The 12,716-nt window shown below is 59.2% G+C and carries 13 protein-coding genes and 1 tRNA gene; 6 read left to right on the forward strand and 8 right to left on the reverse strand.

Annotation, left to right across the window (positions count from 1 at the left end; all coding sequences use genetic code 11):
• Nucleotides 1–78 precede the first annotated feature (78 nt).
• From MN186_RS02770 to MN186_RS02785, 4 genes are all read right to left on the reverse strand, one after another.
• Nucleotides 79–825, reverse strand: coding sequence for an ABC transporter ATP-binding protein (locus MN186_RS02770; protein WP_242111359.1), 747 nt, complete (start codon nucleotides 823–825; stop codon nucleotides 79–81).
• On the reverse strand, nucleotides 822–1,607 hold the full coding sequence (locus MN186_RS02775) for an MlaE family ABC transporter permease (protein WP_242111360.1): 786 nt from the start codon (nucleotides 1,605–1,607) through the stop codon (nucleotides 822–824). Before MN186_RS02775 ends, MN186_RS02770 begins: the two co-directional genes overlap by 4 nt.
• The gene (gene alr / locus MN186_RS02780) at nucleotides 1,604–2,653 is read right to left on the reverse strand and encodes an alanine racemase (protein ID WP_242111362.1); all 1,050 of its coding nucleotides are present in this window, start codon (nucleotides 2,651–2,653) and stop codon (nucleotides 1,604–1,606) included. The genes MN186_RS02775 and alr overlap by 4 nt, the downstream gene beginning before the upstream one ends.
• Before the next feature lie 108 nt (nucleotides 2,654–2,761).
• Entirely contained in the window at nucleotides 2,762–3,976 is a 1,215-nt protein-coding gene (locus MN186_RS02785) for a bifunctional alpha/beta hydrolase/OsmC family protein (protein WP_242111363.1), read from the reverse strand.
• A 127-nt stretch (nucleotides 3,977–4,103) separates the two neighbouring features.
• On the opposite strand from MN186_RS02785, the gene MN186_RS02790 reads away from it, so the two are divergent.
• The 3 genes from MN186_RS02790 to MN186_RS02800 all read left to right on the forward strand — a co-directional run bounded on the left by MN186_RS02790 (nucleotide 4,104) and on the right by MN186_RS02800 (nucleotide 6,283).
• Complete coding sequence (locus MN186_RS02790; protein WP_242111364.1) at nucleotides 4,104–5,012, forward strand: endonuclease/exonuclease/phosphatase family protein; 909 nt, start codon at nucleotides 4,104–4,106, stop codon at nucleotides 5,010–5,012.
• 66 nt (nucleotides 5,013–5,078) lie between these two features.
• A complete protein-coding gene (locus tag MN186_RS02795; protein ID WP_242111365.1) occupies nucleotides 5,079–5,816 on the forward strand; it encodes a heme-dependent oxidative N-demethylase family protein in 738 nt (245 codons plus the stop codon).
• A 206-nt stretch (nucleotides 5,817–6,022) separates the two neighbouring features.
• On the forward strand, nucleotides 6,023–6,283 hold the full coding sequence (locus MN186_RS02800) for a hypothetical protein (RefSeq protein ID WP_242111366.1): 261 nt from the start codon (nucleotides 6,023–6,025) through the stop codon (nucleotides 6,281–6,283).
• Between the two features lie 99 nt (nucleotides 6,284–6,382).
• Here the strand turns inward: MN186_RS02800 and glnA are convergent, their stop codons facing one another.
• Together glnA and MN186_RS02810 are read right to left on the reverse strand one after the other, a co-directional pair.
• Nucleotides 6,383–7,789 (reverse strand): type I glutamate--ammonia ligase, encoded by a 1,407-nt coding sequence (glnA, locus tag MN186_RS02805; protein ID WP_242111367.1) that lies wholly within the window; start codon nucleotides 7,787–7,789, stop codon nucleotides 6,383–6,385.
• 33 nt (nucleotides 7,790–7,822) lie between these two features.
• On the reverse strand, nucleotides 7,823–8,161 hold the full coding sequence (locus MN186_RS02810) for a P-II family nitrogen regulator (RefSeq protein WP_242111368.1): 339 nt from the start codon (nucleotides 8,159–8,161) through the stop codon (nucleotides 7,823–7,825).
• 167 nt (nucleotides 8,162–8,328) lie between these two features.
• Here MN186_RS02810 and MN186_RS02815 point away from each other — a divergent pair, with 167 nt between their 5' ends.
• A complete protein-coding gene (locus MN186_RS02815) occupies nucleotides 8,329–9,957 on the forward strand; it encodes an NAD(P)H-hydrate dehydratase (RefSeq protein WP_242111369.1) in 1,629 nt (542 codons plus the stop codon).
• On the opposite strand, the gene MN186_RS02820 is transcribed toward MN186_RS02815, so the two are convergent.
• Nucleotides 9,938–10,459 carry a Hint domain-containing protein gene (locus MN186_RS02820; protein ID WP_242111370.1) on the reverse strand — a complete coding sequence of 174 codons (522 nt, stop codon included), beginning with the start codon at nucleotides 10,457–10,459 and terminating at the stop codon, nucleotides 9,938–9,940. The two genes, MN186_RS02815 and MN186_RS02820, sit on opposite strands and share 20 nt — an antisense overlap.
• Nucleotides 10,460–10,718: 259 nt before the next feature.
• On the opposite strand from MN186_RS02820, the gene MN186_RS02825 reads away from it, so the two are divergent.
• Nucleotides 10,719–10,803: transfer RNA gene (locus MN186_RS02825), tRNA-Leu, on the forward strand.
• 23 nt (nucleotides 10,804–10,826) lie between these two features.
• On the forward strand, nucleotides 10,827–12,161 hold the full coding sequence (tig, locus tag MN186_RS02830) for a trigger factor (RefSeq protein WP_242111372.1): 1,335 nt from the start codon (nucleotides 10,827–10,829) through the stop codon (nucleotides 12,159–12,161).
• A 68-nt stretch (nucleotides 12,162–12,229) separates the two neighbouring features.
• Here the strand turns inward: tig and MN186_RS02835 are convergent, their stop codons facing one another.
• Complete coding sequence (locus tag MN186_RS02835; protein ID WP_242111373.1) at nucleotides 12,230–12,715, reverse strand: lytic transglycosylase domain-containing protein; 486 nt, start codon at nucleotides 12,713–12,715, stop codon at nucleotides 12,230–12,232.
• Nucleotide 12,716: the final 1 nt, after the last annotated feature.

Genomic DNA, 12,716 nt, shown 5'->3' on the forward strand with positions numbered 1-12,716 from the left:
AGAAAGAGATGAGGGCTGGGGCTTATGGCGGGCGAAAGTGAAGCGCCCGCCCATAGGGGCGGTCGGGCGAAGGGGTGGTTACCGCACCGCCTCAATCGGCCCCTCAGCGCTGCCCGAGATAAACTGCGTCAGGTAGGGATCGCCCGAGGCATCCATGTCCGCGACCGGTCCCGTCCACTGCACCTTTCCGCCGTGTATCATCGCCACCTTGTCTGCGATCACGCGCACGGATGACATGTCGTGGGTGATGGTCATCGCGGTGGCGCCCATTTCGACCACGATTTCGCGGATCAGGTCGTTGATGACGCCGGACATGATGGGGTCAAGGCCGGTTGTGGGTTCGTCGAAGAAGATGATTTCGGGCTCGGCGGCGATGGCGCGGGCAAGGCCCACGCGTTTTTGCATGCCGCCGGACAGCTCGGCGGGGAACAGATCGGCCACATCCGCGGTCAGGCCGACGCGGCGCAGTTTCTCGACCGCAATCTCGCGCGCTTCGGGCCACGGACGGGCTAGTGATCCGCGCAGCAGGCGGAAGGCGACGTTTTGCCAGACGGGCAGACTGTCAAACAGCGCGCCGCCTTGGAACAGCATCCCGAAGCGGGCCAGAAACGCGTCGCGTTCGGCTCTCAGTGTGTCTTCGCCATCCAGCGTGATCGTGCCGCTGTCTTGTGTCATCAGGCCAAGGATGCATTTCAGAAGCACGGATTTTCCGGTGCCCGAGCCGCCGATCACCACCATGCTTTCGCCACGCGGAATGGTCAGGTTCACACCTGCCAGCACCTTTTTGGGGCCGAAGCTTTTATGGACGTCTGTCAGTTCAATCATGAGGTAAAGAAGAAGCTGGTGAGAAGGAAGTTGGCGGCAAGGATCAAGATCGCAGCTGCCTCGACCGAGGTTTTGGTGGCACGGCCCACACCCTGTGCGCCGCGACCGGAATTCATGCCGTGATAGCAGCCCATCACAGCGGCAATGAACCCGAAAACCGCGCCCTTAACAAGGGACGACACGATGTCAGCGGTTTCAAGGAAGTTCCACGTGTTGTTGATATAGGCGCCGGGCGCAAAGCCCAACTGCTTGGTGCCGACGATATAGCCGCCCATGATGCCGATGATGTCGCCGATGCCCACAAGGGCAGGCACAACGAGGATTGCGGCCAACACGCGGGGCGCGGTCAGGTATTTCATCGGGTGAGTTGACAGGGTGACGAGGGCGTCAATCTGCTCGGTCACTTTCATGGTGGCGATTTCCGCCGCGATTGACGAGGTGACGCGGGCCGCGATCATCAGGCCAACCAGCACGGGGCCAAGTTCACGCACCATGCCGATGGCAACAATCTGCGGCACCACGGCTTCGGCCGAAAAACGCTGCCCGCCGGAATAGATTTGCAGTGCAAGGGCCGCGCCGGTGAAGATCGCGGTCAGGCCCACAACGGGCAGGCTGAAATAACCGATATTCAACAAGGCGTTCAGCAATTCGCGCGGATAGAAGGGCGGGCGAAAGATATGGCTCAGCGATTGGCCTGCGAAGATCGCCACGCGCCCGACCATGGCCAGAAAGCCAAGCGTGGCGCGGCCAAGGGCGGCCAAGGGGGACGTGAGCGGCTTCATCCGCGACCTCTTGCGTAATAGCGGGCGTAGCGCGCGCCAAGTTGCGTCAGGACTTCATAGCCGATTGTGCCGGCCACGTCAGCCAGATCATCCACGGTCTGATGATCGCCTAGCATGGTTAGCGCTTTGGGTTCTTCGCTCAGATGGCCGACATCGACCGTGATAAGGTCCATCGACACACGGCCCAGGATCGGGCAGGGGGTGTCTTGGTGGAACATCACCGCTTTGTTCGAGATATGGCGCGTGATCCCGTCCGCATACCCCCCGCTGACGGTTGCCACGCGTGTCGGGTGTTCAGCGACCCATGTGTTGGAATAGCCCACACTTTCGCCCGCCGCGACGTCGCGGACCTGAACAACCGGCAAGTCCAACGTGACGGCGGGTTTGGCATTGTCAAAAGGCAAACCGCCATAAAGCCCGATGCCGGGGCGGGTCAGGTCGAAGTGATAATCCGGCCCCATCAGGATACCCCCGGTGGCGGCAAGGCTGCGCGGCACGTCTAAGCCTTCAGTCATTTCGTGAAAGGTATCAAGCTGCTGGCGGTTCATCAGGTGGGTGGGCTCATCGGCGCAGGCCAGATGGCTCATGATCAGGCGCGGATTCTGGGCCAGCACCAGATCGCGCAGGGCGGCCCATTCGGGCGGCTCCATCCCCAGTCGGTTCATGCCGGTGTCCAACTGGATGCCGAAGGGATGGCCCGGCAGGGCCTCGAAATGGCGGGTCAGTTGGTCGACCGAGTTCAGCATCGGCACAAGGCCAAGATCGTGGATCATGTCAGTGTCGCCGGGCATGTGGCCAGCAAAGACGCTGATTTCCGGCCCCGGCCCAAGAGCTTCGCGCAGGGCCGCACCTTCTTCGGCTACGGCGACGAAAAACCGCCGCGCGCCTGCGGCCGCGAGCGCCCGGGCGACCTTGCCAACCCCAAGCCCATAGGCATCGGCTTTGACCACGGCGGCTGTCTGCACGCCTTGGTCGCTTTTTTCATCCAGCGCCCGCCAGTTCGCGGCCACTGCATCCAGATCAATGGTAAGTCTGCCTGTACTCATAGGGGGGTTTTTGACGTGCCTGTGGCTTAGGTCAAGACCAAAAGCCGATCCTGATCGACCCCACGCGGTTTTCCCCGTGGGGTGCGTGAAAAAAGGCCCGGTGGCGCCTCAACCTGCCAGCTTCGTTTCGATCTGGCTTGTGGCTTCAAGCGTGCGGTGCACCGGGCAGCGGTCGGCGATCTCCAGAAGTCGTGCGCGCTGGTCGCCGTCGAGGTCGCCCGTTAAATGAATCTCGCGCTGGAAACGGTCGATCTTGTCGCGGGCGCCGGTTTCAGCGTCCTGTGCGTGAACCTTGTCGTGGCTGACATCGACGCGCACATCATCTAACGGCCATTCCTTGCGCCGTGCATACATGCGGATCGTCATCGAGGTGCAGGCCGCCAGCCCGGCGGCCAGAAACCCATAAGGCGACATGCCCTTGTTCGTGCCGCCATAGGCCAGCGGTTCATCGGCAAACATATGATGGTTCGGTCCGGACTGGATGTCTTGCAAGAAGCCGTCTGGGTCGGCCTCGGTCGCGCGGACGATGCCTTCGGGCGCGCCCGGCGGTGGGGCGGGGGGCGTCAGTTCGACGTATCTGCCGACCCAGGCCGCGATCACCTCGGCGACATATTCGGCATCATCGCTGCGTGAAATCAGATGGTTGGCGTCATCCAGTGTCACGAAGCTTTTAGGATGTTTTGCGGCGAGGAAGATTCGCGAGGCGTTGTCGATCGACACAACCTCGTCGCGCGGGGCGTGCAGGACCAGAAGCGCGGGTTTAAGGTCTTTCAACACGCCGGGCAGGTCAATGCCCCGCAAGTCTTCGATGAAATCCTTGCTGACGGTGAAGGGACGACCGCCCAGACACACCTGCGCCGAGCCTTCGGAACGGATGCGCGGCAGGTCTTCGCGAAAAGCGCCGATTACATGGGCTGGGTCGGCGGGAGCATTGATCGTGACCACGGCCTTGGTGTCGGGCAGGGTGCTGGCGGCCTTCAGGATCGCTGCCCCGCCCAAAGAATGCCCAATCAGCAGGCCGGGTGACATGCCCCGATCATCCAGCGCCTGTGCTGCCAGCAAAATATCTTCGACATTCGACGAAAAATGCGTGGTTTCGAAAGAACCTTCGGACTGGCCAAGCCCGGTGAAATCAAACCGTAGGACGGCGATGCCCAGCCCGGCCAGCCGGGCCGCGATGCGACGCGCAGCGATGGTGTCCTTGCTGCAGGTAAAGCAATGCGCGAAAAGGGCGGTGGCCAGTTGCGGCCCGGCCGGCAGATCAAGCCGCGCTGCCAATTCGTCGCCCGCGTGGCCGGTGAAGCTGAATTTCTCGGTTTTCATCAATGCCTCCTATCCTGCATGCTTGCACATTGGCCATCACGCGGCTAGCTCACAAGATCAGCGGAGGGTTGCTCACGCAAGGGTGATTGATTAGTGCCACCGCACGCAACGAGGATAATACGGGCGCATGGTGAAACGCGGTCTTAGAAACCTTTTGGTGTTGGTGCTTTTGGCGCTGGGCGCAGGGTATTTGGGTAAGTATCACCCGGCGGGCGACAGTTTTGCGGTGTTCCGGCCGCAGATCGCCGTTGTTGCGTTGGCGTTGTCGGCGCTTTTGTGGGTGTTGCGCGCGCATCTTTGGGCGGTATTCGGGGTAATAATGGCGGCTGCGCCGCTGGTGCCGATCTTTGGGGCCGGACCTTGGGCCACCTTACCAAATGACACAAACCTGAGCCTTTATCAAAAGAACATGCGATTTCTGGTCGAGGATCCCGGCCTGCTGGCCGATGACGTCCTGATCAGGCGCCCCGATTTTCTGACGTTGCAAGAAGTCAGCGGGGCAAACATGGCGGTGTTCGATCCATTGGACAGTGTCTATCAATACCGCCAATTTTGCCCCTTCGAAACGGTGGGCGGGGTGGCCGTGGCGTCGCGTTGGCCCATTGTGCCGGGCACGGGCTTTTGTGCCAAGGCCGATGGGCTGGCGGCAATGAAGGTGATAACGCCGCGCGGACCGGTCTGGGCGGTGTCCGTTCATCTGCACTGGCCTTGGCCCAAAAGCCAGCCCGCCCATATCGCGCGGCTGTTGCCGATCCTTGAACGGCTTGCGCAAGATGAAACAGGCACGCCGATGGTCATTGGCGGAGATTTCAACATGGTGCCGTGGAGCGCAGCGGTTGAGCGCATCGAAAATGCCAGTGCGACCCAGTTGATCGGGCCGCCCCATGTGACGCTGACCAAGGCGGGCGGCTGGATGCGGGTGCCGATTGACCACGTGATGATCTCGGGTGGGGCGGGCAGCGTTCAGCGGCTTCCGCGTCTGGGGTCGGATCATTTCGGTCTGCTCGCGCGGTTTTCGCTTCCGTTTCCCGGCTAGGTCGCAAGACGCCTTGCCAAGATCGCGTTTGGGGCGGAAGCTGAACAGAATAAGGCGGGGTCATGCATGGTTGAAATCTGTCAAAAAAGCCTTCCGATCCATCCATGGGCGGATGATCGCCTGACCCGGTTGCCGGGCCTTTTGCCAATGGAACCGGGTGAATGGCTGCTGCAGGATGATGTCTATGGCCCACAAATGGCGCATCGGGTCGCGCTGATCCGTGATCGGGCCGAGGTCGTTCACAAGCTTAGCCATGCCGCGCGGCCTGCGGCGGATGAACTTTTGGAAACCGTCCTGGACGAATTGGCCACGATAGAAGGGTTCGAGGTGGCAACAGCCCACGTCATTTGCCCCGATGGGCGCCGCGTGCGGATTGACCGTGCCGCGCCGTTGCTAACCTGTGGTGCGTTGGTGCAGGAAGACCTTGTTTTGATGCAAAAACAAGCGGATGAGCATGTGTTGACTGGCGCAATTCTGTGCTTTCCCGCCAGTTGGTCGCTGGACGAGAAGTTCATGAGACCCCTGATCCGCATTCACAAACCGATCCCAAGCTATACCGATGATATCGCGCGGCGGGTTCAACGGCTTTTTGATGGGATCAAGGTCGGGCGGCCCATGTGGCGTGCAAACTGCCTGACTTATGATGACCCCGAGCTTCATCAACCATGCCGGGAATACCAGCGGCGCAGCGCCTGCCGGGATGGGCTGACATGGACGCGTGTTGAACGTCAGGGGATGCGCCGTCTGCCGGAGACGGATGCCGTGGTATTTTCAATCCATACCTATGTGGTGCGAAATTCCTGACTGTTTCAGCCCGTAGAATCAGTTATTATTAACAAAGAGGTGGCTTCGATATTTCAGCTGAATAACGAAGGCTTGGATGTGGGCATCAGGTGCGTTTTCATCTTGTCACCCGACGATATGTGTCGCCAATAGCCAAAATGATATGTGGCAGTCGCGGCGAACCCGCGCGCCGTTGAATAGTGAACTTGGTATGAAAGGTTTCAAATATGATGCGAAGCGGAGTTATGATGCTGACGATGGCGGTGGTGTTGTCGGGTTGCGTGCGCGGTGGCTATGAGAGCACGCCGGTCGAGGTGAACACCCCTAAGGGTAAGGTTACCTGCCAACTTTATTCTCCCGAGCGTGTGCAATGGGACGAGGCGATTGCAAAGCCTGACGCCATGTCCCAACGTGAAGCGGACGCGGTCTGTATTGTTCGCGGTGCTGAACAATTGAAAGCCTATCGTGCGCAAGGTGGCACCAAGTAGAAGCGTGCTTCTGTGTCGCGCAAACGGGCGGCATGTTTGACTAAAAAAGGGCGCCTATTGCGGCGCCCTTTCGTGTTTTCGGCCTATCTTTAAGGTGTCTTAGCAGCTGTAATACATTTGGTACTCGATCGGATGCGGGGTTTGTTCGTAAGCGTGAACCTCTTCCCATTTCAGGGCCAGATATCCGTCGATCTGGTCTTTGGTGAATACGTCACCGGCCAGAAGGAAATCGTGATCGGTGTCCAGACTGTCCAGTGCCTCGCGCAGCGATGTGCAGACGGTGTCGAGGCCTTCCAGTTCTTCGGGCGGGAGGTCATAGAGGTTCTTGTCCTGCGCGGGGCCGGGGTCGATCTTGTTCTTGATGCCGTCAAGGCCAGCCATCAGAAGTGCTGCAAAACACAGATAGGGGTTGGCGGCGGGGTCAGGGAAGCGGGCTTCGACCCGTTTGGCTTTCGGGCTTTCGGTCCACGGAATACGCACGCAGCCCGACCGGTTTTGCGCCGAATATGCGCGCAGAACAGGGGCCTCGAACCCCGGAATAAGGCGCTTGTAACTATTGGTTGTGGGGTTGGTGAAAGCGTTCAGGGTCTTGGCATGTTTCAGGATGCCACCGATGAACCAGATCGCCTCTTGGCTGAGGTCCGCGTATTTGTCGCCTGCAAACAGCGGCTTCCCGTCTTTCCAGATTGACATATTAACGTGCATTCCGGTCCCGTTGTCCCCTGCAATCGGCTTGGGCATGAAGGTTGCCGATTTACCGTAGGCGTGGGCGACGTTGTGGATGATGTACTTGTATTTTTGCAGTTCGTCCGCCTGTTTGGTCAGGCTGTCGAAGATTAGCCCAAGCTCGTGCTGGCACGATGCGACCTCGTGGTGATGCTTGTCGGTTTTCATGCCAAGCTGTTTCATCGTGGTCAGCATTTCCGAGCGCAGATCCTGCGCGTCGTCAATCGGGTTCACGGGGAAATAGCCGCCTTTCAGGCCGGGACGATGGCCGGTGTTACCCATTTCATATTCAGTGTCGGAATTCCACGACGCATCGACAGCGTCCACTTCAAACGAGACTTTGTTGATGGTGTTTGAGAAACGCACATCGTCAAACAGGAAGAATTCGGCTTCCGGCCCCATGAAGGCCACGTCGCCAATGCCCGAGGCTTTCAGGTAAGACTCGGCCTTCTGCGCTGTCCCGCGCGGGTCGCGACCATAGGCTTCACCCGTGTCCGGTTCAACGACTGAACAGTGAACACACAGGGTTTTCTCTGCATAAAACGGGTCGATATAGGTGGAATCGAGGTCCGGCATCAGTTTCATGTCGGAGTTTTCGATGGACTTCCAGCCGCCAATGGACGAGCCGTCGAACATGAATCCCTCTTCAAGAAAGTCTTCGTCGACGAGGTCGCAGTCCACGGTGACGTGTTGCAGGGTGCCGCGCACATCGGTGAAGCGGATATCGACATAGGCAATGTCGTCGTCCTTGATCTGGTTAAGTACGTCCTGAACGCTCATGTCAGTTTTCCTTGGTTCGTATCTGATGGGTCGTTAAATCGCGTCGAGACCGGTTTCGCCGGTTCGGATGCGGATTGCTTGTTCAACGGGGGTAACGAAAATCTTGCCGTCCCCGATCTTGTCCGTCTTCGCCGCGTCAACGATGGCCTCGATGGCCTCGTCAACTTGATCGGCGGGCAGGACGACTTCGATTTTCACTTTGGGCAGGAAATCGACGACATACTCCGCGCCACGGTAAAGTTCAGTATGGCCCTTTTGGCGGCCGAAACCCTTCACTTCGATCACCGACAGGCCTTGCACCCCGATGTCCTGAAGCGCTTCTTTGACTTCATCCAGTTTGAACGGCTTGATGATGGCTTCGATCTTTTTCATCTGCATCCCCATGTGGCTCATGCGTGTTGCGACCCAAAGACCACTTTCCCATGGGCGGGACAATTGGATAGGCTGACGCAGGGCGGTCCCATCTGACCGATTTCCGGGCAACTGCACAAAATTTAGGCAGTTGGTTCAAGAATTGAGCATGTGACGAAAGGTGACCCATGACCGAACTGCTGACAGCGGCCCAGATGAGGGCGATAGAGCAAGCCGCAATCGACTCAGGTGAGGTCACCGGGCTTGAGCTGATGGAGCGTGCGGGCAAGGGCGTGGTCGAGGCGATTTTCGAGGAATGGCCGGAGCTTGCGAAGACCTCTCATAAGGCTGTGGTGTTGTGTGGACCGGGAAACAATGGTGGCGATGGGTTTGTTGTGGCGCGCCTGTTGAAGGAGTGGGGCTGGGAGGTCGAGGTGTTCCTGTATGGGGATGCCGAGAAGCTGCCGCCGGATGCGCGGGTGAATTATGAGCGGTGGGAGGGGCATGTTGGTGACGTGCTTACATACCAAGCAAGTAAAGGGTGGGGCTGTGATTTGCTGATCGACGCCTTGTTCGGAACAGGTCTAACCAGAGGTATAAAGCCATTAGGTGACCTGTTTTGGAATATGGGCGACATGGTGGATTGTTTTGAAATTGAGTGGGGGCACAAGCGAGGGCGTCCAGCGATTGTCGCCATCGACATACCCAGCGGTGTCTGTTCGGATAGCGGAAAAGAATTTCCGAATGAAGAGCATTGGACACGTTTTTCTGCGCACGCCCATCTTTCTGTCTCATTCCATAGTGGAAAGCCAGGTCACTATCTCGGCGATGGTTCTGAGAATGCTGGAAAATGTGTTGTCAAATCCATTGGTCTAGAGGGCAGTCGTCGGCCGCGGGTGGGGATGAAGTCCCCGCCCGGGGGGGCGGCCGAGGACTGCCCGGCGGTGCCGCCGGGCGAGATCGTCAAATTGGTCGACCAACCCAACTGGTTGGATAAACTGGGGAAAGATCATAAATACTCCTACGGCCACGCACTCATCCTGTCTGGCCCGCCCGGCAAAGGCGGTGCTGCGCGACTGACGGCCCGTGGGGCGCTACGGATCGGGGCAGGGCTTGTCACCGTCGCCCCGACACCCGGCGCCCTCCAAGAGAACGCGGCGCGGTTGGATGCGATCATGCTATCGCCCGTTGGTGATGCCCCGACACTCGAAACCGTTTTGGCGGACGAGAGGCTCAATGCGCTGTGCATTGGACCCGGACTGGGGCAAGAGCGGGCGCGGGAACTGGTGCCGGTGGCGCTCGCCGCCAAACGGGCGACGGTTCTGGACGCGGATGCGTTGACGGCGTACGCGAGTAATCCCGCCGAGCTATTCGGCATGCTGCATGAAACCTGCGTGCTGACGCCTCATGCTGGCGAGTTTGTGCGGTTGTTCCCGGATATCGCCGATAAACTGAACGCCCCCGCCACGAAAGGGCCTGCCTATTCCAAGGTCGACGCGACGCGCGAGGCTGCTGCCCGTGCAGGCTGTGTGGTGCTGTTCAAGGGGCCGGATACGGTGATTGCTGCACCCGATGGGCGTTGCTCGATCAACTCTGCCGCTTACGAGCGGTCCGCGCCTTGGCTCGCGACGGCGGGCTCCGGTGACGTGTTGGCAGGGTTCATCACTGGGCTGCTCGCCCGTGGTTTCAACCCGATGAAAGCGGCTGAGAGCGCAGCTTGGCTGCATGTGGAATGCGCGCTGAGTTTCGGGCCGGGATTGATTGCCGAAGATTTGCCAGAGGCCCTGCCTGAGGTGTTCAGGAAGCTGGATATCTAGCGGCTACGGTCGCGGGCTGGCGCGCAGGCGTGGCAAGGACGGTTAGCCCTCCGACGCAGACCAATTGGGGCGCATAAAAATGCAGTTGGAACAGCGGCAGTTCGGCGTCCAGATCCATGCGGCGGATCAGCTCTCCGTCGGCGATGGCGGATACGGGCACAAGCGCCTGGTCGCGGCCAAACATCGCCCGCGCCATCCAACCTTCGACCATCACATGCTGGTGGTTGGACAGAATGACCGGACCGGCGTGGGCGCGTGCGTTGGTCTGGGTTTTGGGAGAAATACGGCACAGCATACGGGCCGGCGCAATATGGCAAGTGATGGCGTCAAGGCGGGCTTTGCGACCGTCTGAGGTGATGATTTGGTCGCCGGGGCCAAGGGTTTCGACCGCGCGGTCGCCGTGCAATGTGCGCACCAATGCGCCGGGGCCAATGCCAGCGGTTGGACCTGCGCCACGCGCCTGCCCAGCCACCACATCCCCGTGAAAAGGGTTGGGTGTCATTTGTCGTCCTGCCTTCGTCTGTGGCCCTGTTTTCGAGCTCTGGTTGTATGGCGCAGGCTAACGCCAAAGCGCGAGAACGCACCTGTTTCCCGCTTCGAGCGTCCCATCGTTGCAAACACTGTGGCTATTTCGTCGCGAAATGATGCCGATCTGTGGTGAAACCGCGCGTTTTTCCTCTCGCATCCCATCAATACTGGTGTTAGAAGGGCGCGAATTTGGGCGGCCCCTGCGAAACCGGTGCGGGCTGCCCACGGTTTTTGCGGGTGTGGCGGAATTGGTAGACGCACCAGATTTAGGTTCTGGCGCCGCGAGGCGTGGGGGTTCAAGTCCCTCCACCCGCACCAAAGACGAAAAAAAGGACGAAATGATGCAGGTCACCGAGACCCTGAATGAAGGTCTGAAACGCGGCTATAAGATTGTGGTTCCGGCCGCTGATCTGGACGCAAAAGTCAACGATAAGCTGGTCGAAGCACAGCCCGAAGTGGAAATGAAGGGCTTTCGCAAGGGCAAGGTGCCCCTGGCGCTTCTGAAAAAGCAGTTTGGCCAGCGCCTGATGGGCGAAGCCATGCAGGAAGCTGTCGATGGCGCGATGAGTAAGCACTTCGAAGACAGCGGTGACCGTCCGGCCATGCAGCCCGACGTGAAAATGACCAATGAAGAGTGGAAAGAAGGCGACGATGTCGAGGTCGAAATGACCTATGAGGCGCTGCCCGACATTCCCGAGGTCAATCTGAAAGGCATCAAGTTGGAAAAGCTGGTCGTCAAGGCGGCAGATGCTGATGTCGACGAAGCGCTGAACAGCCTTGCCGAAACCGCGCAGGACTTCAAGGACCGCAAGAAAGGTTCGAAAGCCAAGGACGGCGATCAGGTTGTGATCGACTTCCTGGGCAAGGTAGATGGCGAGCCCTTCGACGGTGGTGCGGCGGAAGATTACCCGCTGGTGTTGGGGTCAGGATCGTTCATTCCGGGCTTTGAGGAGCAGCTGGTGGGGGCAAAAGCCGGTGACGAGCTTGACGTCACCGTGACGTTCCCAGCGGAGTATGGTGCCGAGAACCTGGCCGGCAAGGATGCGGTCTTTGAATGCAAGGTGAAAGAGGTCAAGGAACCTGTTGCCGCCGAGTTGAACGACGAACTGGCCAAGAAATTCGGAGCCGACGATCTTGAGGCGCTTAAAGCACAGGTTGCAGAACGTCTGGAAGCCGAATTCTCGGGTGCGGCGCGTGCTGTGATGAAACGCGGCCTGCTGGACGAGATGGACAAGCTGGTTGATTTCGATCTGCCGCCGTCGCTGCTGGACGCCGAAGCCAAGCAGATCGCGCATCAGCTGTGGCACGAGGAAAACCCGGACGTGGAAGGTCACGATCACCCTGAGATCGAGCCGACGGACGAGCACAACAAACTGGCGGGTCGCCGTGTACGCCTTGGTCTGCTGTTGGCGGAACTGGGCCAGACAGCCGAGATCGAAGTGACGGATGCCGAGATGACCCAAGCGGTCATGAACCAAGCGCGTCAGTATCCGGGTCAGGAACGTCAGTTCTTTGAATTCGTTCAGCAAAACCCGCAGATGCGTCAGCAAATTCAGGCGCCGCTGTTTGAAGACAAAGTAATCGACTATATCTTTGAGCTGGCGGAAGTGTCGGAAAAAGAAGTGTCGAAAGACGATCTTCAGAAGGCTGTTGAGGCGCTGGAAGAAGAAGAATAAGAACGACGCTGTCGTTCAAAGAAAAGGCCGCCTGATTGGGCGGCCTTTTTCTTTTGTTGGTGAATGCCTTAGCCGGGGCGCAATCCGGTTTCGACCAGCAGGCCCATGCGCTTGGCCTCGTAATAATACCCCCTCGCATACCATTTCATCGCGTCCTTAATGCTGCCGCCAGATACGATATAGGCCCCACGCAAATACTTGCCCGCGTATTTCAGGTTGATATCCGGGTCCAGAAGCTCGGACGCGGGGCCGCGATGGCCCATCGTGCGGGCGGTCTGCGGCAGGATTTGCAGAAGCCCCCAATATGGTCCGTTACGCGCCCATGGTCGGTGCGTGCTTTCGCGCACCGCCTGCCGGTGCACCAACTCGCGCGGGATCTGGTAATGATCGGCCCATTTGTTGATCAAAATACGCAGTTGGGGCGTTTCATTGGGGTAAAGAGGCGGGTTTTCTCCGCCGCGCGCTTTGGTGGTTGACGTTTTGCCGCGCGAGCAGGCAGCCAAGGTCAATGAGGGCAGAAAGGCCAGAACGGCGCGCCGAGATAACTGTTTCATA

It is taken from the genome of Aliiroseovarius sediminis, assembly GCF_022678485.1.
Lineage (GTDB): Bacteria > Pseudomonadota > Alphaproteobacteria > Rhodobacterales > Rhodobacteraceae > Aliiroseovarius > Aliiroseovarius sediminis.

What these genes read in the sequence shown, in the direction of transcription:
- MN186_RS02770 (WP_242111359.1), bottom strand. Translation starts at nt 825, where the DNA reads ATGATTGAACTGACAGACGTCCATAAAAGCTTCGGCCCCAAAAAGGTG.
- MN186_RS02775 (WP_242111360.1), bottom strand. Translation starts at nt 1,607, where the DNA reads ATGAAGCCGCTCACGTCCCCCTTGGCCGCCCTTGGCCGCGCCACGCTT.
- alr (WP_242111362.1), bottom strand. Translation starts at nt 2,653, where the DNA reads ATGAGTACAGGCAGACTTACCATTGATCTGGATGCAGTGGCCGCGAAC.
- MN186_RS02785 (WP_242111363.1), bottom strand. Translation starts at nt 3,976, where the DNA reads ATGAAAACCGAGAAATTCAGCTTCACCGGCCACGCGGGCGACGAATTG.
- MN186_RS02790 (WP_242111364.1), top strand. Translation starts at nt 4,104, where the DNA reads ATGGTGAAACGCGGTCTTAGAAACCTTTTGGTGTTGGTGCTTTTGGCG.
- MN186_RS02795 (WP_242111365.1), top strand. Translation starts at nt 5,079, where the DNA reads ATGGTTGAAATCTGTCAAAAAAGCCTTCCGATCCATCCATGGGCGGAT.
- MN186_RS02800 (WP_242111366.1), top strand. Translation starts at nt 6,023, where the DNA reads ATGATGCGAAGCGGAGTTATGATGCTGACGATGGCGGTGGTGTTGTCG.
- glnA (WP_242111367.1), bottom strand. Translation starts at nt 7,789, where the DNA reads ATGAGCGTTCAGGACGTACTTAACCAGATCAAGGACGACGACATTGCC.
- MN186_RS02810 (WP_242111368.1), bottom strand. Translation starts at nt 8,161, where the DNA reads ATGAAAAAGATCGAAGCCATCATCAAGCCGTTCAAACTGGATGAAGTC.
- MN186_RS02815 (WP_242111369.1), top strand. Translation starts at nt 8,329, where the DNA reads ATGACCGAACTGCTGACAGCGGCCCAGATGAGGGCGATAGAGCAAGCC.
- MN186_RS02820 (WP_242111370.1), bottom strand. Translation starts at nt 10,459, where the DNA reads ATGACACCCAACCCTTTTCACGGGGATGTGGTGGCTGGGCAGGCGCGT.
- tig (WP_242111372.1), top strand. Translation starts at nt 10,827, where the DNA reads ATGCAGGTCACCGAGACCCTGAATGAAGGTCTGAAACGCGGCTATAAG.
- MN186_RS02835 (WP_242111373.1), bottom strand. Translation starts at nt 12,715, where the DNA reads ATGAAACAGTTATCTCGGCGCGCCGTTCTGGCCTTTCTGCCCTCATTG.